We start from the raw sequence: 20,265 nt of genomic DNA on the forward strand, positions 1-20,265 counted from the left end.
TGCCTACGCTCCCCAGCGGAGGCCTGCGGTGTGGACGGGGGCGTCCCAGAGGGGAAGGATTTCGTCGTCGAGGAGGCTGAGGGTGATCGAGCAGCCGGCCATGTCGAGCGAGGTCACGTAGTTGCCGACGAGCGAGCGAGCGATCTTGACGCCGCGGGTTTCGAACATGCGCCGGGCGGCGTTGTACATCAGGTAGAGCTCCATCGAGGGAGTGGCGCCGAAGCCGTTGATGAAGAGCAGCGCGGACTTGCCGGAGATGTCGTCGAAATCGGTGGCGATGGCGGCGCACATTTCCTCTGCGATGGCGTCGGCGGATTTGAGCCTGTCCCGGCGGCGGCCCGGCTCGCCGTGGATACCGACGCCGAACTCCATCTCGTCGGCGCCGATCTCGAACATCGGCTTGCCGGAGGCGGGAACGGTGCAGGAGGTGAGCGCGACGCCCATCGAGCGGGTGGCGCGGTTCACGCGATCGCCCAGCGCCTTGAGCGCGGCGAGATCCCTGCCCTGTTCGGCGGCGGCGCCGACGATCTTTTCGACCACCAGCGTGCCGGCGACGCCGCGGCGGCCGGTGGTGTAGAGCGAATCCTCGACAGCGACGTCGTCGTTGACGAGGACCTTTTCGACCGGACCCGCGGCCATCTCGGAGGCCATGTCGAAGTTCATCACATCGCCCTCGTAGTTCTTGACGATGTAGAGGACGCCCGCGCCGGTATCGACGGCTTCGGCGGCGGCGAGCATCTGGTCGGGGGTGGGCGAGGTGAAGACCTGGCCGGGACAGGCGGCGTCAAGCATGCCGAGTCCGACGAAGCCGGCGTGAAGCGGCTCGTGGCCGGTGCCGCCGCCGGAAATCAGCGCCACCTTGCCGGGCTGCAACACCCTGCGGCGGATGAACTTGTGTTCCGGACCGAGGGTGACGATGTCGGCGTGGGCGGCGGCGAAACCGTCGAGGCTCTCGGTGAGGATGCTCTCGACGGCGTTCATCAGCTTCTTCATTCGGCGGAATCCGTGGTGCGGGTGCGGGCGATGGCGGCCTTGGCGAGCGGCAGTTGCGCGGGGCTGACCGAGAGAGCGCGGAGGCCGGAGGCGATCAGCGCGGGGATGGCGGCGGGATCGCCCGCGGCGTCGCCGCAGAGGCCGACCGGGATGCCATAGCGCTCGCCGTAGTTGGCGACGTGGTGGATCAGCGACAGGATTGCCGGATGTCGGACATCGTTGAGGGCGGCGACGGCGCCGTTGTCGCGGCCGGCGGCCATGACGTACTGCGCAAGGTCGTTGGAGCCGATGGAGAAGAAGGCGACGTCGCGGAAGGGCTCAGGGTGGATGGCGACGGCGGGGACTTCGACCATGATGCCGATCAGCGGAAAGTCATGCGGTATGCCGGCCGCGTTCAGTTCCTCCGAGACTTCCCGGAACAGATTCATTGCCGCCGTGTATTCCGACAATGCGCTGATCATGGGCAGCATGACCTTCACGTTGCCGGTGAACGAGGCACGCAGCAGTGCGCGGATCTGGACCCGGAAGATCTCGGGGCGGCTGAGCGAAAGGCGGATGCCGCGGAGGCCGAGGAAGGGGTTGGTTTCCTCCACCGTGTACCCCGGGACCGGCTTGTCGCCGCCGGCGTCGACGGTGCGGATGGTGACGGGCTTGCCGGCGGCCCATTCGATGACGCGGCGATAGGCGGCGTATTGAGTCTCCTCGTCGGGGAGGCCGTGGCGGAACAGGAACTCGGTGCGCATCAGGCCAATGCCGTCGCAGGTGGCGATGTCGATGGTGTCTGCTTCTGCGGGTTCCGCAATGTTTACCAGCACTTCGACGGGCGCGCCGTCGGCAGTAACGGCCGGATCGCGCAGGTGGCTGCGGGCGGCCTGGACGAGGTGCAGGTGGGCTGTGGAGGCCTTGAGGAACTCGTGCCGGGCCTCGGTGTCGGGGAGAATATCGAGGCGGCCGCGCTCGGCGTCGAGGAGGACGAAATCGCCCGTGGCGACCGCGATGGGGCCGGTGCCGACCAGCATGGGGACGCCGCGGGAGCGGGCGAGCATGGCAACGTGGCTCGCGGAACTGCCCGCGCCGAGGGCGATGCCACCGCCCTGTTTCCAGTCGATCGAGAGGAACTGGGTGGGGGTGAGATCGCGGGCGTGGAGGATGGCGCCCGGAGGTGGCTGGCGGTCGGTGGCGCCGCTCAGGGCGCGGAGGACCCGGTTGGAAATGTCTCGAAGATCAGCGCTTCGTGCAGCGAAGTACGCATCTTCGGCTGCTTCATAGCCATGAACTTCTGCCAGCAGCGCATCGGTCCAGGCGGTGGCGGCGTCGGCGCCGGTCGTGATGGCGGCGAAGGCGGGATCGGAGAGGTTGTCGTCCTCGATCATGGCGATCTGGAACTCGAGGATGGCGGCGGTTTCGTCGTTGGATTTGGCCATCAGTTCGGCGATCTCGGCGGCGGACCTGGCGAGGGCGGCGCGCAGGCGCTTCGTCTCGACCGCCGGGTCGCCGCTCGGGGCGTAGGCGCCATCGCCGCCGTCGAGGATGAACAGCGGGCCGGAGGCGTAGCCGATGGATGCGACGGTGCCGGTGACGCGGTCGAGTCTAGTCGTTGGCTGGGACATGCGCTCCCTCGTCGAAGTCGCGCCTGACGAGATCGACCAGCGCCGCGACCGCAGCCTCGGCGTCGTCGCCTTCGGCACGGATAAACAGGGTGGACCCCTGGGGCGCCCGGGTGGCCATGACCTTGACGATCGACTTGGCGTCGACCCAGGGCCCCTGCTCCACCACGGCAAGCTCGATGCGTGCGACAAAACCCTTGGCGAGCTTGGTGAGCTTGACCGAGGGGCGGGCGTGGAGGCCCGTTTCGTGGGTTATGAGCACCTGTGCTTCCAACAAGGCGGTGGTCCTTCAGGCAGGCGACAACTGTTCGGCGGTGGCGCGGACCTCGGCGAGCGAGGCGCCGCCCGAGGCTTCAGTGGCGGCCATTACCGCGCCTTCGACGACGGGGGCGTTGCAGACCACCACTTTGCCCGCACGGTCGCCATCGAGCATTTCGATGGCCATTTCGGAATTGGTTTCGGCTCCGCCCAGATCGACGAGGATGGCGACGCCGCGGTCGGACCAGGCGCGGTCGATGGCGGCCATGATGGCTTCAACCGAGGTGCCAGCCCGCCTGCGGGATCGCCGCCGCACCAGGCGAGCGGGACTTCGTCGCCGACCATCTGGCGCACCATGTCGGCGGCGCCTTCGGCGACGAGCGGGGAATGGGAGACGATGACGATGCCGACGTTCTTCACGCGAACGCTCCGAGTACCGCCTGGAGGATGAGGGCGCTGGAGCGGGCGCCGGGATCGATGTGGCCGATGGAGCGATCGCCGAGGAAGGAGGCGCGGCCGCGAATGGCTTTCCGGGGGCCGGTGGCCGCGACTTCGGCATTGGCGATGGCGATGAGTTCGGAAGGCTCCTTGCCGGCGCGCAGCGCGTCGGCGACGGGATAGAGCACGTCGAGCATGGTCTTCTGGCCGATCTCGGACTTGCCCCGGGCGGCGACGGCATCCACCGCCTTCCTGAAGGCGCCGGCATAGTCCCCGGGCGTGGCGGCGAGTTCCTTGCCCAGCGCGAGGAACAGGGTGCCGTAGAGCGGACCGGAGGCTCCCCCGACCGTCATCACCAGTTTGGTGCCGATGGCCTTGAGCGCGTCGGGAAGAGGCTTTGCGGCGATCTGGTCGATATCGGCGGCGACCGCATCGAAGCCGCGCTTCATGTTGGCGCCGTGGTCGCCGTCGCCGATGGCGGAATCGAGGGCGGCGAGCTCGTCGGCGTGGGCGGCGATGGTGGTGGCCATGGCGGAGATGAGGGCGCGGAGCTGGGCCTCGGAGATCATTTCGCGGCCCCTCCCGTGTGGTCGCCGTTCGGCGTCGTCGCGTGTGCGAGGGGTAGCAGGCGGGGGGAGCGGGATCAACTTCTGGTCGATGCCTGGCGTGGACCGCCGCGGTCAGGCCGCCGGATCGTGGTCAGCGGGCACGGTGAACTGGAAGATGGCGCCGCGCGGCTGGTTTGCGCTGGCCCACAATCGTCCGCCGTGAGCTTCGACGATCGAGCGAGAAATCGACAGGCCCATCCCGAGGCCAGTCGGTTTGGTGGTGTGGAAGGCTTCGAAGAGGCGGTCGAGGGCGCCGGGCGGGAAGCCGGGGCCAGTGTCGCGCACCGTGACCAAGACCCCCTCGGGGTCGGCCCTCGCGGTGCCGATCACCAGCTCCCGCGGCCCCTCGCTGTCGCTGCTCATCGCTTCCATGGCGTTCACGATCAGATTCAGGATCACCTGTTGCAACTGGACGCGGTCCCCCTGGACGGGCGGCAAGTCATCGGCGAGTTCCGTCCGCACCGAGACGCGGTTGCGCATCGCCTCGGCTCGGGTAAGCCCGATCACCTCGCGAATGACATCATTGATCTCCAACCGGTCCTTCTTGAGCGGCGCCTTCTGCACGAGGGCCCGGATACGACTGATGACGTCGCTGGCACGGTTGCCGTCCTTGACGATCTGCTCGAGCGATTCGCGCAGTTCCGCCATATCCAGCGGCGGCGAGGTCAGCTGGAGCAGCGCCACCTGGGCGTTGAGAACCGTCGAGGTGATCGGCTGCTTCACTTCATGGGCGATGGAGGCGGTAAGCTGCCCCATGGTGGCGACGCGGTTCGCATGCGCCAGCGCGTTCTGCACCTCGCGGTAACGCTCCTCGCTCTTGCGCGCTTCGGCTTCGGCCCGCTTGCGCTCGGTCAAGTCCAGCACGAAGGCGACACCTTGATCACCGCCCGGCTCAATGGTCGCCGCGCCGATCAGCACCGGTACGCGGCTACCGTCCTTGCGGAAAAACTCCTTCTCGTAGGCCTGCACGAACCCGGTCCTCCGGATCTGCGATACCAGTTGCCGGTCGCGCGGGGTCCATTCCGGCGGCGTCAGGTCGGTCCAGCGGATGCGGCCCGGGGTCAGGTCCTCCCGGCTATATCCGACGATGCCAAGGAAGGCGTCGTTGGCCTCGATGATGCCGCCTTCGAAATCCCAGAAAAACACCCCGATGATGTTGGCATCGACGAGCCGCCTGATCCGCGCCTCGCGTTCCGCCAGGTCGCGATAGGCGGTGTGCAGGTTGAACGAGAGGGAGTTGAAGGCCGCGGTCACCCGTTGCAATTCGTCGTCGTGCCGCCGGGGCGAGCGTTTCAGGTGCAAGTGCAGCGGCGAGTCGCCGATGCGGTAGCTTCCCACTTCCGCGGCGATCGCCGACAGATGGCGCGTGACCAGATTGTTGAAAAAGAAAATGATGAAGAGCGCCACCAGGAATATCTCGGCGGCCCGGGTCGCGAATACCCGCCCTGCCGTTTCCACCAGCCTGCGATAAGCATCGGCCAGCGTCGCTTCGACGCGGAGCGTGCCGATCACCCTGCTCTCCCCCTGCACGACCTGGGCCAGGGGATAATCCCGCGCGACGAGCCCCGATACCGGGCTCTCGCCAACCTTGAGGACGAGCGGCGAGACCGGGCTGTAGAGCTCGCGGACTTCAGCGGCGCGAATATCGGGCTGCTGGACGATGCCGTCCAGCTGTAGCTGCAACTGTGTCTGGTCCAGTATCCATAGGCTTTCCGCCAGGCTGACGAGGTGGCTCTTGCCGATCTGGTCCAGTCTCGACGTGATGCCGGCCACGTCGCGTTGATAGTCCCTGTAGAGCTGAATCCCGGTCAGGATGACGGTCACGAACATGCTGAACAGCAGAACGCCGGCAAGAAGACGGATGCCCACCCCATGGCGGGCCGCGGCAAGGGCCGGCAGGCGTTCGCCCAGACGGGCCGAAAGCGCGCCGGCGAACGTCGACAGCCGTCTCCAGGTTTGGCGCGGGGTGCGCTCTCCGGCACCGACCATAGACTCACGCGCCTCCAGATTGCCTGTCGCCGACGCTGCCGATCACGCCGACTTTTAAGAGAGACCAGGGGCGCGAGAGGGTCATGGCGGAGCAGCGGTCCACGGTCGGCTATGCCCCGCGGGCTAGGGCAGTTGCGCCGGATCGAACCACAGCTCCTTGCGGTCGAGCGGCACCCAGGGCGGCAGGTCCGGATTCTCCATGTCCACGACCACGCGATTGCGAAGATGGAGGTCGGCCACGATCTTGCCGAAGTACTTGGCAAACAGGGCGTCGAAGCTGCCGTCTGCGACTATGAGCTCGAACCCGGCGGAAAGGCGCTTCGCCAGATGCGGGGCGGCCGGGCTGACGTAGAAGGCGTCGTAGAACGGGTAGTGAAGCAGGACGTGCTTCTCGATCGCCAGGCTTGGGTAGTCCCTGCTGTACTTGGTAAATTCCGGAGCGATCTCATTGATCCCGCGCGGGAACAGATCGAACCGGCCGTGCACCAGCATCGGGAACAGCGACGGGGTGTCCGGTGAGGTCTCCACCGGGATGCCGTTGAACTCGTAGATGCGAACGTCGCCCCAGCCCCTGCCCTGGCCGACGCGTAGCTTGCGCATGTCATCGAGGTTCTTGACCCCGGAGAGCTTCTCCTGATTGCCGGCGTCGATAAAGCCGACCCGGTAGCCAAGCAGGCCCTTGTCGATCGGGTACTGCACGGGAATGGCCTCCCGCTCGAGGCGTGGCTGGCCGATGCCCTGGGTGATGAGATTGAGCAGGCGCCCATCGATCAAAAGGTCGGTGGCGCGTGCGAGCGAGACCTTCTCGGTGAACGGCACCACCTCGTAGGCGCCGTATTCGGGCCGGGTCCGCTCCAGCAGTTCATGCAGGAGCGCCGATTGGTAGTCGCCGAGGGTCCAGACCCGTACCACGTCGTCGGCAAACGCCCAGCGCGGCAGGAGGGTCGCCACCAACATCAATCCGACGAGCAAAGCGTGCATATCGCCTCTCTGTCCCCGGCACTCGCAGCGCTGCGATGGGCCGTGATCGCGATGAGGTTTTCGCGTTGGTGCCCCTCTGGTGAACCTCGGGCCAACAGGCGCCGGTCGACAGAGGGCACTGAGGTATTTGATACGCCGAAATGGCCTGACGGGCAAGATCGCGGAGCGGTGGCGGCGCGGTGCCGCTGGTCGGATACCTGTCGCGGAGGTAGGGGCATGGAGGCCCCACCCCTGATCGCTGCCCCCATGAATGGGGAGAGAGATGACCGAGAAAAAAATCGCGGCCTGCGCCTTTCCCCTTGTGGCCTGAGCGTGGGGTGCGTCAGCGGAAGCTGTAGCGGGGGGCGGCTTCGGGTTGCTGCAGGAGGGCGCGGAGTTCGGTGTCCCCGGCCGCGTAGTCGACGGCGGGCTCCGGCGGGCGGGAGAAGGCGTGAATGCCGATCCAGGCGGCGATCAGCGCTCCGGCGAGGACGCCGGCGCCGGTCAGGCGATAGCGACGGGCGCGCTTGGCGACCCGGCCCGGCAGCAGCGCGAGCCAGAAAATCGGGACCAACAGCAGCAGAAGCAGCAGTTCCATGGCGGAACCCCGGGTGCACCCGGATAGCAGCATAGGCCCGTATGGTTAACCGAGTGTGCAAGCCCAAGGGATGGACGATGCGGATGGCGACTGCTAGTCATGCTTTGGGTGAGGTAAAGCGGTTTACAACGTGCAATGACAAGCAAATTCAAGTCGGTATTCGGTGACGGCAAGCCGGTGATTGCCATGGTGCACCTGGGCGCCCTGCCCGGCGCGCCGCTGCACGATTACGAGGGCGGGGTCGAGGCGATCGTCGAGGGGGCGCGCAGGGACCTCGCGGCGCTGCAGGCGGCCGGGTTCGATGCCGTGATGTTCGGCAACGAGAACGACCGGCCGTACGAGTTCAAGGTCGATACCGCCTCGACGGCGACGATGGGCTACGTGATCGGGCGGCTGCGCTCGGAGATCACGGTGCCGTTCGGGGTGAACGTCTTGTGGGACCCGGAGAGTTCGATCGCGCTGGCGGCGGCGACCGGGGCGCGCTTCGTGCGCGAAATTTTTACCGGCACCTATGCCTCGGACATGGGGCCGTGGACGCCGGACGCTGGCAAGGCCGTGCGCTATCGCGACCGGCTGGGGCGGCAGGACCTCGCGCTGCTCTACAATGTCAGCGCGGAGTTCGCCTACTCGCTGGACCAGCGGCCGCTGAGCGACCGGGCCCGGAGCGCGGTGTTCTCGTCGATCCCGGATGCGATCCTGGTATCGGGGGCGATCACTGGCGAGGCGGCCAGGATGGTCGACCTCGAGGCGGTGAAGCGGGCGTTGCCGACGACGCCGGTGCTGGCCAATACCGGGGTGAAGCATGCCACTGTCGCCGAAGTGCTGAAGGTGGCCGATGGCTGCATTGTCGGCTCCTCGCTGAAGGTTGACGGCGACACCTGGAAGGCGGTGGATGCCGACCGGGCGGCCGAGTTCATGCGGCTGGTGCGCGAAGCGCGGGGGTATTGATGGGGCTGAAGCAACTCGTCACCGACCTGATGCTGATCCCGGGGCTTTCGGGGTACGAAGGCCGGGTGCGAAAGTATCTGCGCAAGGCCATGGATGGACTGGGGATTTCGTCCACGACCGACCGGATGGGCAACCTGATCGCGACGCTCGAGGGCGACAAGGATGCGCCGAGCGTCATGCTGTTCGCGCACATGGACCAACTCGGGCTGATCGTGCGGAAGATCGAGGCCAACGGGCTGGTGCGGGTCGAGCGGCTGGGCGGCGTGCCGGAGCGGGCGCTGCCGGCGCATGAGGTGCTGTTCTGCGTGGGCGAGGGCAAGGACGTGCCCGGGCTGATCGCGCACAAGAGCCACCACGCGACCGGGCAGGACGAGAAGTACAGGGTGCTGCCCTATCCCGAGCTCTATATCGACGCCGGGTTCAGATCGGCCGACGAGGTGCTGGCGGCGGGGATCGATGTGGGGACCCCCATCGTCTATGCGCCGAAGGTGACGGAGCTGGCCAATGGGCGGATCGCCGGGACCTCGGTGGATGATCGGGCGGCGTGCGCGGTGATGGTCGAAGTGGCGCGGGCGCTCAAGGGGAGCGCGAAGCGCCCGACGGTGCATTTCGTGTTCTCGGTGCAGGAAGAGTTCAACCTGCGCGGGGCGGTGACGGCGGCGCAGGTGCTGATGCCGGACGTAGCGATCCAGCTCGACCTGATCCTTGCGACCGACACGCCGGACATGCTTTCGCGGGGCGATGTGAAGCTCGGCGGCGGGCCGGCGATCTCGCTCTATTCGTTCCATGGGCGGGGGACGCTCAACGGCACCCTGCCCCATCCGGCGATGGTGAAGCTGTTCGAGGACAGCGCGGCGTCGCGGCAGCTACCATTGCAGCGCAGCGCGCATATTGGGGCGCTGACCGACCTCAGCTACGTGCAACTGGTGGGCCAGGGGGTAGCCTCGATCGATGTGGGATTCCCGATGCGGTATTCGCACTCGTCGCTGGAGGTTTGCGACATGGCGGATCTCGAGCAGCTGACCCAGTTGCTGGTCGAGGCGCTGCCCCGGATCGACAGCGGGTTCAGCCTCGATCGGGATGACTACGATTCATGAGGCACTATCTCGGCATCGATATCGGGACGTTTGAGAGCAAGGGCGTGCTGGTGGACGCCGAGGGGCGGATCGTCGCCAGCGCCGCGCGACCGCACAAGATGCTGGTGCCGCAGCCCGGCTGGGCCGAGCATCGGGCGCGCGAGGACTGGTGGGGCGACTTCTGCTTTTTGAGCCAGAAGCTGATCGCCGAAAGCGGCGTGGCGCCGGCGGACATTGTCGCGGTGGCGGCGAGCGCCATCGGGCCGTGCATGCTGCCGGTGGACGCGGCGGGCGAACCGCTGATGAACGGCGTGCTCTATGGGGTGGACACGCGGGCGGCCAAGGAAATCGAGGAGCTGACGGCGCGGATCGGTGAGGACGTACTGCTCAGCCGGTGCGGCAATGCGCTGACCAGCCAATCGGTCGGGCCGAAGATCCTGTGGCTCAAGCGGCACCGGCCAGAGATCTACGCCAGGACCGCGAAGATCGTGACCTCGACGACCTACATCGTCCAGAAGCTGACCGGGCGCTATGTGATCGACCACTATTCGGCGGCGAACTTCTCGCCGCTCTACGATGTCGAGGCGCTGGCGTGGACCGATGAGCTGGCCGACGACATCATCGGGCTCGACAAGCTGCCGGAAGCGATGTGGACGACGGATATTGCGGGAACGGTGACGGCGGAAGCATCGGCAGCGACGGGGCTGGCTGTGGGGACGCCGGTGACGACGGGGACGATCGACGCGGGGGCCGAGGCGCTGAGCGTCGGGGTACTCGACGATGGCGACATGCTGCTGATGTATGGCTCGACCATCTTCATCATCGAGATCACGCCGGTCAGGGTGCCGGACGCGCGGCTCTGGTATGCGCCGTGGTTCTTCCCGGGCCAGCACGCGGCGATGTCGGGGCTGGCGACGAGCGGGACGCTGAGCCACTGGTTCCGCGAGCAGTTCGCCAAGGAACTCGATCCCGAGACGGCGGTGATGGCGCTGGCGCTGGAAGCGGAGGGCTCGCCGCCCGGCGCCAACGGGCTGGTGATGCTGCCCTATTTCTCGGGCGAGCGCACGCCGATCCACGATACCGAGGCCAAGGGCGTGCTGTTCGGGCTCGACCTGACGCATACGCGCGGCGACATCTACCGGGCCGTGTTCGAGGGGATCGCCTACGGCACGAACCACGTGTTCGAGACCTATGCCGATGTAGGCCAGCCGCCCAGGGCGATCCTCGCGGCGGGAGGCGGGACCAAGAACCGGGTGTGGGCGCAGGCGACTTCGGACGTTTCCGGGCGTACGCAGATCGTGCGGGAAAAGACCGTGGGGGCGTCCTACGGGGACGCATTTCTCGCCGCGCTGGCGATCGGGGATGTGCAACCGGACGATATCCGCACGTGGAACCCGGTAGAGCGGGAGATCACGCCGGATGCGGGGCTCGCGGAGCTGTACGGGCGGCGGTACCGGGTGTTCCGGGAGCTGTATGAGCGGAACAAGGATTTGATGCGGGAGCTCTAGCGGCTGGAGCTCGATGCCCTCTCCCCTTGGCAGGGGAGAAAGCGAAATCTTAGGTTTAGCCTCTTGGCTAAGCCTTAGATTTTGCAAGAGAGGGGGTCTGGGGACGCACCGTGGCTCCGCACCCCCTCTCTAGGAATTCTCCCCCGCCAAGGGGAGAAGAAGACCGACTGAGAGGGCGGCGGAGGCTAGGCGGCATCCGCGAGCGGCTTGGCGCGGTTGATGCGCTTGAGTTCGTCCGGATCGTGCGTCGCCTGCCACAAGTCGGTGCGGCGCTGTACGTTCAGCCAGAACTCGGCGCTGTTCCCGAACACGCGGGCGAGGATGAGCGCCGTCGGTGCCGTTACCGAACGACGATCGTTGCACAGCTCGTTCACGTGCTTGCGCGGCACACCCATGGCCTCGGCGAGTGCGGCCTGCGTCAGCCCAAGCGGGTGCATGAATTCCTCGACGAGGATTTCGCCGATGGTGGCGGGCTTGCGTGTGGTCGTCAGCATTGCTTCACCTGTAACTATGGTCGTCGAGGTAGATGTCGGCGGCCTCGCCGCGCTGGCCGTTCCAGCGGAAGATCAGCCGCCACTGTTGATTGACGCGGATCGAATGAAACTCTGCGAGGTTGCCCTGCAACTTCTCGAAATGATTGCTGGGTGGCGCTCGAAGATCGGCATCCGTCATCGCATCGTCGATCATCTGGAGCCTGCGGAAAACTCGTGTCTCGAGGTCGGGCGGGATGCGTCGCGAGTGTCGATCATCGATGAAGAAATCGCGCAGCCACTGGTCGCGGAACCCGACGATCACGACTGCCCCTGTTTGCCCCTATGTACCACTCCATGGGGCATAAGGCAAGTGTGGGGTCGTACGACGCAGTGTGGCTGTGGACCCCCACCCCTGTCCCCTCCCCTTAAGAAAGAATGGGGAGGGAGACGCTCACGCTGGCGTCGGTGTTTTGGTCTCCCTCCCCCTACTTCAGGGGGAGGGAACAAGGGTGGGGGTCCACAGCCACCGGCAGAGGACCGCAAGCGCCCTTACCCCTTTATCGAGCCCGCCGTCAGGCCCTTGATGATATAGCGCTCCAGCAATATCCCGATCAGCACCAGGGGGGCGATGGCGGCGGTGGAGAGGGCGGCCATGGCCCACCAGTTGATGCCTTGGGAGCCCGTCTGGCTGGCAACCATCACCGGGAGGGTCTTGGCTTCCGAGCTCGTGAGGAGGGCGGCGAAGAAGTATTCGTTCCAGCAGAGGATCAGGCTGAGGATGAAGGCGGCGACCATGCCCGGCAGAGCCATGGGCAGGATGATGCGGAAAAAAGTGCCCCAGGGGCCGAGGCCGTCGACCTGGGCGGCTTCGTCGAGCTCGATCGGGATGGTGTCGAACTGGTCCTTCATGATCCAGATGACGATCGGCAGCACCGTGAGGGTGTAGAGCAGGATGAGGCCGATGGTAGAATCGAGCAGCGCCAGCTCGCGGTAGAGGACGAGGAACGGCAGCGCGAGGACGACGGGCGGCAGGATCAGCTGGCTGAGGAAGAAGAACGAGATGTCCTGGTTCTTCATCCAGAGGAACTTGTACTGGAAGCGCGACAGGCCGTAGGCGGCGAGCGCCCCGATGAGGATGGCGAGGCCGGAGGCGCCGAAGGCCACGAAGACCGAGTTGAAGAAGCGCTTGAGGAACTCGTCGCGGACCGTCGAGGTGGCCCCGATGGTATCGGGCGAAAGGCCGAGGGAGCGCCAGCCGAGCCAGTTGGGTTGGAAATCGACATAGGGGATGATGTGGCCGAGCTGCACGTCCTTGGCCACCTTCATCGAAGTGGTCACGGTCCAGTACACCGGGAAGAGCGAGATGAAGGCCCAGAAGACCAGCGCGGCGTAGATGCCGATGCGGCCGAGCAGCCACCGGGTGCGGCGGGCGCCGGCGCCGGTTTCGGTGACGACGAGGGTCGGGGCGGTCGCTTCGGCAGCCATCAGGTCATCCTCCGCATGCGTTTGCTGAGGAGGTTGAGCAGCGTGGTGATGAACACCACGATGACGACGAGGTAGAACATGGCGAGCATGGTGCCGTAGCCGACATTGGAGCGATCGCGGTACTCGCGATAGATGAAGCTCGAGACGCTGTCGGTGGCGCCGCCGGGACCGCCGGACGTGACGTTGATGATGATGTCGGCGAGCTTGAGCTTGAAGATGATGCGCAGGACAATCGCCGTGATCGACACCGGCAGCATCAGCGGGAAGACGATCTGCCAGAAGCGCTGCCAGGGCGAGGCGCCATCGACCTTGGCGGCTTCGATGATCTCCCTGGGCAGGGCCTGGAGGCCGGCGAGCAACAGGATCATGACGAAGGGGATCGACACCCAGGCGTCCATCGCCTCGATCCACAGGCGCGCGACCCAGGGGTCGGTGAAGAAGCTCGGATTGTTGACGCCGAGCCAGCGCGCGAGGCGGGCGGCGGGCCCGTAGCGATATTCGAGCATCGACTTGCCGATCATCCAGCTCACCGCGACCGGCGAGAGCATCAGCGGGATTAGGAAGGTGACGCGCCAGAATTTTCGGGCGCGGATCTCGGCGTTGAGCAGCAGCGCCAGCGCGAAGGCGATGGCGTATTCGACGAGGACGAACAGCACGTAGATCACCATGTTGCGCATGGCGTTCCAGTAGAAGGGGTCGCGGAACAACTGGACCAGGTTGTCGAAGCCGTTGAACTTCTGTCCGGTGAGCGAGGAGAGGTTCCAGTCGGTAAAGGCGATCGAGAGGCCGAAGAGGGTCGGGAAGATCGCCATGGCGACGGTGAACAGCGCGGCCGGCAGGATGAACAGCGCGCGCAGCCCCGCTTCGCCGCGGATCATCACCTGGCCGATGCCGAGGGCTACGGCCCAGACGAGATAGGCATAGAGCGTCGGGCGCCAGTCGCGGAGGCCGAGCGGCACGAGGCCGGACGAGTTGAGCGCCTGGAGCAGCGCGGTGGCGAGAAACAGGACCGTGGCGGCGGCGATCAGCGCCCTGCCCCAATCCTTGCGGCGGCGCGACACGGCGCCATAGTTCGGTAGTTCAGCGGTCGCCATCATGCCCCTGGTCTTGTCGTCCAGAACTAGATCGGCTGGTGACTGTCAGGCCACCAGCCGAGAATTGTCAATTCAAGGCAACTTGTCCTGGCTGCGCCCTAGTCGCCCAGCGAGGCCTGGTAGAGCTTGATCTGGCTGTCGCGGCCGATCTGGTCGGTGATCTTCTCCCAGTCGGCGGCGATGGCATCGGCGATTTCCTGCGCCGAGCCGTACTGGCCGGCAACCCCCTTCATCAGCTCGTCCTCGGCGATCGAGTAGTACTGGAAGATGCCGGGGATGCGCGGTTCGAGCGCCGCGTTCGGGTGGTTGTAGCTGTCGGCGTTGGAGCCGAGATAGTCCTCGAGGAAGGCACGATCGTAACCGGCAGCTTCGTATTCCTCGTAGTTGAAGTGGCTGTTCCGGTAGGGCTGGAAGCCCGACGGATAGGCCGCCATCCACAGCGAGAGATCCTTGCCGCCCAGATGCGCGGCGGCCGACCAGGCGGCCTTGCGCTTCTTCTCGTCGCTCGAGACGCGGTTGGTCACGTAAATGCCCCAGCCGAGATAGGCCATGTTGGGGGCGAAGTTCGGCGTGGCCGGGGTCTCCCAGGCCGCGGTCTTGGAGTTGTAGACCTTGTCGGCGCCGGGGTTGATCGAGAAGCCGGTGACATCGCCCACGATGGACGAGTCGCTGGTCTTGGCGTTGGAGCCGACGTCGCCCCACCAGCAAACCATCGAGCCCGTCCCGGCGAGGAACTGCGAGAAGGCCGTGCTGTTGGGATCGGCGTTCAACTGGTCGGGCGGATAGGCGCCGTCGGTGCCGACGAGGTCGAGCACGTCCTGGATCGCCTGCACCCAGCCGGGGTTGTTGACGCGGGGCTTCATGGTCTCGGGATCGAACAGCCATGCCGAGTCGTCAGGGTGCTTGGCATAGGCGGCGGCGCGGTCGCCGAGGAAGTAGAAGCCGAAGCCGCCCCAGCCGTATTTCAGCGGATCGAGGAAGCCATAGGCTTCGCCGCCGGTCAGCGGATCCTTCTGTCCCTTGATGGCCTTGGTGAAGGCCTGCACCTGCGCCCAAGTGCTCGGGGGCTCGGTCATGCCGGTTGCGGCGGTGATGGCCGGATCGGTGAAGTAGTCCTTGCGGTAGGACATGGTGTGGCAGTCGCCATCGATCGAGATGCGATAGGTCTTGCCGTCCCAGGTGCCGACGGGGGCTTTCAGGTAGCCCACGTAGTCGTCCATATCGATCTGGGTCTTGACCCAGTCGGGCATCTCGTCCAGCAGGCCCTTGCCGGCGGTGTCACCCTCGAGCGGCGCACCCATGGCGAGGATGTCGAAGTCGACGGTGCCGGTGGCGATCGACTGCTGCAGGCGCGGGTTGTAGTCGGCCTGGGCGAGATCGATCCAGTTGATCTTTGCGCCGGTATAGGCCTCCCAGCCTTTCAGCATGCCGCGGAACAGGATGTTGTGCAGGCCCTGGTTGTTGATGCCGAAGAAGGTCAGCTCGACCCCGGCGAATTCGCCCTCGGCGACGTTGGCCTTGGTAGGCCCGAGGCAGAGCTCGCCGACCTTCTGCCAGTCGGCATCGGTGGGTGAGCCCTTGTTGACGCCGGGGATCGCGAGAAGTTGCGCCCGCAGGTTGTCCTGCGCCAGGGCACGGCCCGCCATGGAGCTGCCGAGCGCTGTGCCGGCGGCGAGCGCGGCGGCGCCCCGCATGAAGTCGCGGCGATTTGCCTGCATCGCCACAATTCGATTGAAGAGTTCGAGTTTCACGAAAGTCCTCCCATCAATGCGCCGTTCATACGGCGCTGGTCGCCTCCGCACTGGCGCCCGATGGGAAGTTTTGCGCGTGCAGGCCGGGGTGCGCGTCGCCGCGCAACCCATATCCCTCAATACCCTGCCTACGTCCCTCCCCAGGGAGCCTCCCTTATGTGCGGGATGCTGACGAATGGTATGGAGTTCGCGTGCCAGAAGTCAACACGGCCGAGACGAGACGACGGCGCGCCGGAATGAATTGGCGTGGCTCCAGTACTTACGCGTCGGGCGGCAACACGCCCTTCTTGAGGATGAAACAACCGTAGAAGCGGCGTTCGCCGGTCTGGATGACGGCGTAAGACTGCCTCGCGGCGTCGTAGAAGGCGAAGCGCTCGATCGAGCCCATCGGCGACGACTTGCCTTCCGCCCTGTCGATGGCGGCCTGCACTTCCTGCTGCACCGGCGGCACCTCGCCGGGCTTGTCGACGATTTCCATGCGCAGCACGGGGTGCGGCACGAAGCTGTCGAGCGGCATGAGCGAGAGGATCGCCTCGACGGCGCGGCCGGCGGTGACGTTCTCGAGCTTCAGGAGCTTGCCGTAGACGGTCTGGCGGGCGATCGAATCCGAGGGGAAGTTCATATCGGCGATGATCAGGTCGTCGCCGTGGCCCATGGATTTCAGCGCATGCAGCACGTCGGCATTCAGGATTGGGTCGAGCCCCTTGAGCATGATTTCCTCCCTCCCAGGATGGTGGTGCTTAGCACGGGGGCCGGTGCGTGGGGACCCCCACCCCTGACCCCTCCCCCTAAGAACGGGGAGGGGGAGCCTGCACCGGCTGTTCAGTTGATCGAGGGGACCGTAGGCTCGACCAAGGAGGAATGAGATGCGCTACGAGATGATGCTGCCGCACCAGATCCGGCGTGCGATTGCGGAAAACTGGCCCGTCGTGCTGCCGCTGGGGGTGCTCGAGTACCACGGGGAGCACATGGCGGTCGGCATGGACACGCTGGTGGTGATCAAGGTCCTGGAGCGGATCGAGGCCGGGATGGACCTGGTGATGCTGCCGCCGTTCTACTACGGCGCCGCGAGCTACGCGGTGGAGCCGCCGGAGGGGAACGGCTCGATCCAGGTCGGCCAGCAGGCGCTGGCGGCTGTCGCCGGCGATCTGTTCCGCAGCCTGCTGCGAGTCGGATTTCGCAACATCCATTTCTTCATCCACCACCAGAGCGAGAATTTTGCCGTGGGGATGCCCACCGATCTGAGCTTCAAGTTCGCGGCCCGGCAGGTGATCTTCGCCTGGCTCGAGGAGCATGGCGGCGAGGGCTGGTGGGGCGACGCAGCGATGGCCGACTACTACAGCCAGCAGACGGCGGGGGACGATCCGTTCAACTGGATCAAGGGGCATCCGCTGATGCCGCCGGAGATCATCGGCAAGTACCCGTTCGACCATGCCGGGATCGGCGAGACCTCGCTGATGCTGGCGCTCTGCCCGGAAGCGGTCGAGATGGCGCGGCTTTCGGACGAGAAATGGTACACCCGCAGTGCCCGGAACGCCTCGGCGGAGCTCGGCTGGAAGGGCGTCGCGATGATCGAGCAGCATGTGCGGGCAGTGCTCGGAGCTGGCTGACCTGCTCCGCAGATGCCGCTTGAAGGATCGATCGTAGTGGCTATGTTGCGCCGCACAATAACCAGAGTGAATGCTCTACAGTATCCGGCCTGATCGGGCGGACGCATCGGGTTTTCCGGACACAAGGGCATCATAGCCTGGGAGCGCCAAATATCCGCGATTGAACGTGGTGAAATCAGGGAGGGCGCAGCAGCGGCTGCCGGCGGAAAGCTGGCGGTGCTGATGGCGACCTATCAGGGCCAACGATACATCGACGAGCAGCTGCGCTCGATCGAAGCCCAGAGCTGGGCCGATATCGACATCTGGGCCTCCGATGACGGCTCGACCGATGGCACGGTGGCGACCCTCGGGTGCTGGGCCGCGGGCTGGAAGCGGGGCAGCTTCACCGTGCTGACGGGCCGGAACCGCGGCTTTGCCGACAATTTCCGCTCATTGCTGATCAACGCCGAAATCGACGCGGACTATGTCTGCTTCTGCGACCAGGACGATATCTGGCTCCCCGACAAGACCCGCGCGGCGGCCCAGGTGCTGGCGCGGAGTGGCAGCCGGCCGGCGCTCTATTGCGCGCGCACCATCATCATCGACGAGGCGGGCCGCGAGCTTGATCGTTCGCCGCTGTTCCGGCGGAAGCCCGAGTTTGCCAATGCGCTGGTGCAGAGCATCGGCGGCGGCAACACCATGGTGATGAACCGGGCGGCGCACCGGCTGGTGCGCGAGGCAGCGCGGCGGACGGGGTTCGTCAGCCATGACTGGTTCTCGTATCTGATGGTAACGGGCGCCGGCGGGGATGTGACCTATTCGGAAACGCCGCATGTGCGCTACCGGCAGCATCCTCGCAACCTCGTCGGATCGAACAATGGTTTGCGGGCGCGGGCGGAGCGGCTGTTTGCGGCGTTCGGCGGGCGGTTCTCGCGCTGGAACGAGAGTAACCTCGCGGGACTCGCTGCCTGCGCCGACCTGCTGACGCCAGCTGCCGCCGAGACGGTCGAGATTTTCCGCAGCGCGCGGTCCGGTCCGCGGCTCGGTCGGCTCAGGAGCCTCAGGCGCTCCGGGGTTTATCGCCAGACGATGATCGGCCAGCTGTCGCTCTATGCGGCGGGGCTGTTGGGGAAGCTGTGACGCTGGTAGTACGGCAGGCTCAATGCGGCTAAGGTCCGATTGCAGAAGGGGAACAGGGACGAGATGACCATTCTGGTGACCGGCGGGGCCGGCTTCATCGGCTCCAATTTCGTGCTCGATTGGCTCGCGACCGGTGACGAACCGGTGGTGACGCTCGACGCGCTGACCTATGCCGGCAACCTCGCCAATCTCAGCCCGCTCGATGGCGATGCGCGGCACAAGTTCGTGCGCGGCTCGATCGGCGACGGCGCCCTGCTTGGCGGGCTGTTGCGGGGCCACGAGGTGCGCGCGGTGGTCAATTTTGCCGCCGAAAGCCATGTCGACCGGTCGATCTCCGGCCCTGCCGCGTTCTTCGAGACCAACGTGATGGGAACGCTGCATCTGCTCGAGGCGGTGCGGGCCTATGTGGCCGGGCTCGACGATGCGGCGCGGGCAAGCTTCCGGCTGCTGCATGTGTCGACCGACGAGGTCTATGGGACGCTCGCGCACGACGAGGCGGCGTTCGCCGAGACCAACCCCTACAAGCCGAACAGCCCTTATGCGGCGAGCAAGGCGTCGTCGGACCACGTGGTGCGGGCCTACCGCGAAACGTTCGGGCTGCCGGTGCTGGTGACCAACTGCTCCAACAACTACGGGCCGCTGCAGTTTCCTGAGAAACTGATTCCACTGGTGATCCATAACGCCTTGAACGGCAAAGCATTGCCGGTTTATGGCGACGGGCTGCAGGTGCGCGACTGGCTGTATGTAGGCGACCATTGCGCGGCGCTCAGGCGAGTGCTCGAGGCGGGTGCGCCGGGCGAAACCTACAATGTCGGCGGCGACAACCAGAAGACCAATATCGAGGTGGTGCGGACGATCTGCGCGCTGCTCGACGCTAGGCGCCCGCGCGCCGACGGGTTGAGCTATGCCGGCCAGATCACCCATGTCACCGACCGACCTGGCCACGACCGGCGCTATGCGATCGATGCGCGCAAGCTCGAGCGCGAGCTCGGCTGGCGCCCGGCACAGGGGTTCGAGCGGGGGCTCGCCAAGACCGTCGACTGGTATCTCGGCAACGAGGCCTGGGTGGCGAACGTCACCAGCGGCGCCTATCGCGAGTGGGTGGCGAGGCAGTACGGATGAGACTGCTGGTTCTGGGGCGCGACGGACAGGTCGGCACGGCCCTCACGCAGATCCTCGCGCCGCTCGGCGTGATCGTCGCCTATGGGCGGCAGGGAGCGGATTTCTCGGAGCCCGCGCGGCTGGCCGAGTTGGTGCAGCGGGAACAGCCGGACGCGATCGTCAACGCCGCTGCCTACACCGCGGTGGACGGGGCTGAGAGCGAGCCCGAGCTGGCGCAGCTGGTGAATGCCGAGGGTCCGGCGGTGCTGGCGCGGGCGGCAGCGCAGGCCGGCGCGTGGCTAATCCACTATTCGACCGACTACGTGTTCGACGGCAGGAAGCCGGAGCCTTATGTCGAGGATGACGTGACCGCGCCGCTCAACACCTATGGCGCGACCAAGCGCCAGGGCGAGCTGGGGGTCGAGGCCTCGGGGGCGAAGCACCTGATCTTCCGCACCAGCTGGGTGCATGCGCCGGGCCCCAACAATTTCATTGCCAAGATCCTCGGCCTCGCGCAGTCACGTGACGAGCTCAAGGTGATCGACGACCAGGTCGGCGCGCCGACCAGCGCGCGGCTGATCGCCAAGGTGACGCTGCGGGCGTTGGAGCAGATCCAGCGCGACCGGCCGCTCGGTTCGGGCATCTACCA

20 protein-coding genes and 1 pseudogene are annotated in these 20,265 nt (G+C 66.2%); 7 read left to right on the forward strand and 14 right to left on the reverse strand.

What is annotated here, in order from left to right:
* Positions 1–3: 3 nt before the first annotated feature.
* The 8 genes and pseudogenes from dhaK to JWQ89_RS14820 all read right to left on the reverse strand — a co-directional run bounded on the left by dhaK (position 4) and on the right by JWQ89_RS14820 (position 7,451).
* A complete protein-coding gene (dhaK, locus tag JWQ89_RS14785; RefSeq protein WP_299642221.1) occupies positions 4–993 on the reverse strand; it encodes a dihydroxyacetone kinase subunit DhaK in 990 nt (329 codons plus the stop codon).
* Positions 990–2,603 (reverse strand): phosphoenolpyruvate--protein phosphotransferase, encoded by a 1,614-nt coding sequence (gene ptsP, locus JWQ89_RS14790; protein ID WP_299642223.1) that lies wholly within the window; start codon positions 2,601–2,603, stop codon positions 990–992. Before ptsP ends, dhaK begins: the two co-directional genes overlap by 4 nt.
* On the reverse strand, positions 2,584–2,862 hold the full coding sequence (locus JWQ89_RS14795) for an HPr family phosphocarrier protein (RefSeq protein ID WP_299642224.1): 279 nt from the start codon (positions 2,860–2,862) through the stop codon (positions 2,584–2,586). The genes ptsP and JWQ89_RS14795 overlap by 20 nt, the downstream gene beginning before the upstream one ends.
* A 27-nt stretch (positions 2,863–2,889) precedes the next feature.
* Positions 2,890–3,278: pseudogene (dhaM, locus tag JWQ89_RS14800) on the reverse strand (dihydroxyacetone kinase phosphoryl donor subunit DhaM).
* Positions 3,275–3,865 (reverse strand): dihydroxyacetone kinase subunit DhaL, encoded by a 591-nt coding sequence (dhaL, locus tag JWQ89_RS14805; RefSeq protein WP_299642226.1) that lies wholly within the window; start codon positions 3,863–3,865, stop codon positions 3,275–3,277. The pseudogene dhaM and the gene dhaL overlap by 4 nt, the downstream one beginning before the upstream one ends.
* A 111-nt stretch (positions 3,866–3,976) precedes the next feature.
* Positions 3,977–5,893: an ATP-binding protein gene (locus JWQ89_RS14810; RefSeq protein WP_299642228.1), complete on the reverse strand. Its 1,917-nt coding sequence runs from the start codon at positions 5,891–5,893 to the stop codon at positions 3,977–3,979.
* Between the two features lie 123 nt (positions 5,894–6,016).
* Positions 6,017–6,874: a hypothetical protein gene (locus tag JWQ89_RS14815; RefSeq protein WP_299642230.1), complete on the reverse strand. Its 858-nt coding sequence runs from the start codon at positions 6,872–6,874 to the stop codon at positions 6,017–6,019.
* A gap of 322 nt (positions 6,875–7,196) precedes the next feature.
* Complete coding sequence (locus tag JWQ89_RS14820) at positions 7,197–7,451, reverse strand: hypothetical protein (RefSeq protein ID WP_299642231.1); 255 nt, start codon at positions 7,449–7,451, stop codon at positions 7,197–7,199.
* Positions 7,452–7,586: 135 nt separating this feature from the next.
* On the opposite strand from JWQ89_RS14820, the gene JWQ89_RS14825 reads away from it, so the two are divergent.
* Genes JWQ89_RS14825 through JWQ89_RS14835 form a run of 3 tightly spaced genes read left to right on the forward strand, consistent with a single transcriptional unit; the run spans position 7,587 to position 10,983 of the window.
* Entirely contained in the window at positions 7,587–8,399 is an 813-nt protein-coding gene (locus tag JWQ89_RS14825; RefSeq protein ID WP_299642233.1) for a BtpA/SgcQ family protein, read from the forward strand.
* Positions 8,399–9,496, forward strand: coding sequence for a M42 family metallopeptidase (locus JWQ89_RS14830; protein WP_299642234.1), 1,098 nt, complete (start codon positions 8,399–8,401; stop codon positions 9,494–9,496). The genes JWQ89_RS14825 and JWQ89_RS14830 overlap by 1 nt, the downstream gene beginning before the upstream one ends.
* Entirely contained in the window at positions 9,493–10,983 is a 1,491-nt protein-coding gene (locus JWQ89_RS14835) for an FGGY-family carbohydrate kinase (protein ID WP_299642236.1), read from the forward strand. The genes JWQ89_RS14830 and JWQ89_RS14835 overlap by 4 nt, the downstream gene beginning before the upstream one ends.
* Before the next feature lie 185 nt (positions 10,984–11,168).
* On the opposite strand, the gene JWQ89_RS14840 is transcribed toward JWQ89_RS14835, so the two are convergent.
* The 6 genes from JWQ89_RS14840 to JWQ89_RS14865 all read right to left on the reverse strand — a co-directional run bounded on the left by JWQ89_RS14840 (position 11,169) and on the right by JWQ89_RS14865 (position 16,498).
* A complete protein-coding gene (locus JWQ89_RS14840) occupies positions 11,169–11,477 on the reverse strand; it encodes a HigA family addiction module antitoxin (protein WP_299642238.1) in 309 nt (102 codons plus the stop codon).
* Between the two features lie 4 nt (positions 11,478–11,481).
* Positions 11,482–11,778: a type II toxin-antitoxin system RelE/ParE family toxin gene (locus JWQ89_RS14845; RefSeq protein WP_299642240.1), complete on the reverse strand. Its 297-nt coding sequence runs from the start codon at positions 11,776–11,778 to the stop codon at positions 11,482–11,484.
* Between the two features lie 227 nt (positions 11,779–12,005).
* Entirely contained in the window at positions 12,006–12,941 is a 936-nt protein-coding gene (locus tag JWQ89_RS14850; RefSeq protein WP_299642241.1) for a carbohydrate ABC transporter permease, read from the reverse strand.
* Entirely contained in the window at positions 12,941–14,038 is a 1,098-nt protein-coding gene (locus JWQ89_RS14855; protein ID WP_299642242.1) for a sugar ABC transporter permease, read from the reverse strand. The genes JWQ89_RS14850 and JWQ89_RS14855 overlap by 1 nt, the downstream gene beginning before the upstream one ends.
* A 95-nt stretch (positions 14,039–14,133) precedes the next feature.
* Complete coding sequence (locus JWQ89_RS14860; protein WP_299642243.1) at positions 14,134–15,786, reverse strand: ABC transporter substrate-binding protein; 1,653 nt, start codon at positions 15,784–15,786, stop codon at positions 14,134–14,136.
* A gap of 259 nt (positions 15,787–16,045) precedes the next feature.
* Entirely contained in the window at positions 16,046–16,498 is a 453-nt protein-coding gene (locus JWQ89_RS14865; protein ID WP_299642244.1) for an RbsD/FucU family protein, read from the reverse strand.
* Positions 16,499–16,652: 154 nt separating this feature from the next.
* Here JWQ89_RS14865 and JWQ89_RS14870 point away from each other — a divergent pair, with 154 nt between their 5' ends.
* The 4 genes from JWQ89_RS14870 to rfbD all read left to right on the forward strand — a co-directional run.
* Positions 16,653–17,396: a creatininase family protein gene (locus tag JWQ89_RS14870; protein WP_299642246.1), complete on the forward strand. Its 744-nt coding sequence runs from the start codon at positions 16,653–16,655 to the stop codon at positions 17,394–17,396.
* 222 nt (positions 17,397–17,618) lie between these two features.
* Complete coding sequence (locus tag JWQ89_RS14875; protein WP_299642248.1) at positions 17,619–18,515, forward strand: glycosyltransferase family 2 protein; 897 nt, start codon at positions 17,619–17,621, stop codon at positions 18,513–18,515.
* Between the two features lie 63 nt (positions 18,516–18,578).
* A complete protein-coding gene (rfbB, locus tag JWQ89_RS14880) occupies positions 18,579–19,637 on the forward strand; it encodes a dTDP-glucose 4,6-dehydratase (RefSeq protein ID WP_299642250.1) in 1,059 nt (352 codons plus the stop codon).
* Positions 19,634–20,265: dTDP-4-dehydrorhamnose reductase (rfbD, locus tag JWQ89_RS14885; RefSeq protein ID WP_299642252.1), on the forward strand; the 632-nt coding region annotated here is incomplete at its 3' end. The genes rfbB and rfbD, both read left to right, overlap by 4 nt.

The organism is Devosia sp., assembly GCF_028290645.1.
Lineage (GTDB): Bacteria > Pseudomonadota > Alphaproteobacteria > Rhizobiales > Devosiaceae > Devosia_A.

What these genes read in the sequence shown, in the direction of transcription:
- dhaK (WP_299642221.1), bottom strand. Translation starts at nt 993, where the DNA reads ATGAAGAAGCTGATGAACGCCGTCGAGAGCATCCTCACCGAGAGCCTC.
- ptsP (WP_299642223.1), bottom strand. Translation starts at nt 2,603, where the DNA reads ATGTCCCAGCCAACGACTAGACTCGACCGCGTCACCGGCACCGTCGCA.
- dhaL (WP_299642226.1), bottom strand. Translation starts at nt 3,865, where the DNA reads ATGATCTCCGAGGCCCAGCTCCGCGCCCTCATCTCCGCCATGGCCACC.
- JWQ89_RS14810 (WP_299642228.1), bottom strand. Translation starts at nt 5,893, where the DNA reads ATGGTCGGTGCCGGAGAGCGCACCCCGCGCCAAACCTGGAGACGGCTG.
- JWQ89_RS14815 (WP_299642230.1), bottom strand. Translation starts at nt 6,874, where the DNA reads ATGCACGCTTTGCTCGTCGGATTGATGTTGGTGGCGACCCTCCTGCCG.
- JWQ89_RS14820 (WP_299642231.1), bottom strand. Translation starts at nt 7,451, where the DNA reads ATGGAACTGCTGCTTCTGCTGCTGTTGGTCCCGATTTTCTGGCTCGCG.
- JWQ89_RS14825 (WP_299642233.1), top strand. Translation starts at nt 7,587, where the DNA reads ATGACAAGCAAATTCAAGTCGGTATTCGGTGACGGCAAGCCGGTGATT.
- JWQ89_RS14830 (WP_299642234.1), top strand. Translation starts at nt 8,399, where the DNA reads ATGGGGCTGAAGCAACTCGTCACCGACCTGATGCTGATCCCGGGGCTT.
- JWQ89_RS14835 (WP_299642236.1), top strand. Translation starts at nt 9,493, where the DNA reads ATGAGGCACTATCTCGGCATCGATATCGGGACGTTTGAGAGCAAGGGC.
- JWQ89_RS14840 (WP_299642238.1), bottom strand. Translation starts at nt 11,477, where the DNA reads ATGCTGACGACCACACGCAAGCCCGCCACCATCGGCGAAATCCTCGTC.
- JWQ89_RS14850 (WP_299642241.1), bottom strand. Translation starts at nt 12,941, where the DNA reads ATGGCTGCCGAAGCGACCGCCCCGACCCTCGTCGTCACCGAAACCGGC.
- JWQ89_RS14855 (WP_299642242.1), bottom strand. Translation starts at nt 14,038, where the DNA reads ATGATGGCGACCGCTGAACTACCGAACTATGGCGCCGTGTCGCGCCGC.
- JWQ89_RS14865 (WP_299642244.1), bottom strand. Translation starts at nt 16,498, where the DNA reads ATGCTCAAGGGGCTCGACCCAATCCTGAATGCCGACGTGCTGCATGCG.
- JWQ89_RS14870 (WP_299642246.1), top strand. Translation starts at nt 16,653, where the DNA reads ATGCGCTACGAGATGATGCTGCCGCACCAGATCCGGCGTGCGATTGCG.
- JWQ89_RS14875 (WP_299642248.1), top strand. Translation starts at nt 17,619, where the DNA reads ATGGCGACCTATCAGGGCCAACGATACATCGACGAGCAGCTGCGCTCG.
- rfbB (WP_299642250.1), top strand. Translation starts at nt 18,579, where the DNA reads ATGACCATTCTGGTGACCGGCGGGGCCGGCTTCATCGGCTCCAATTTC.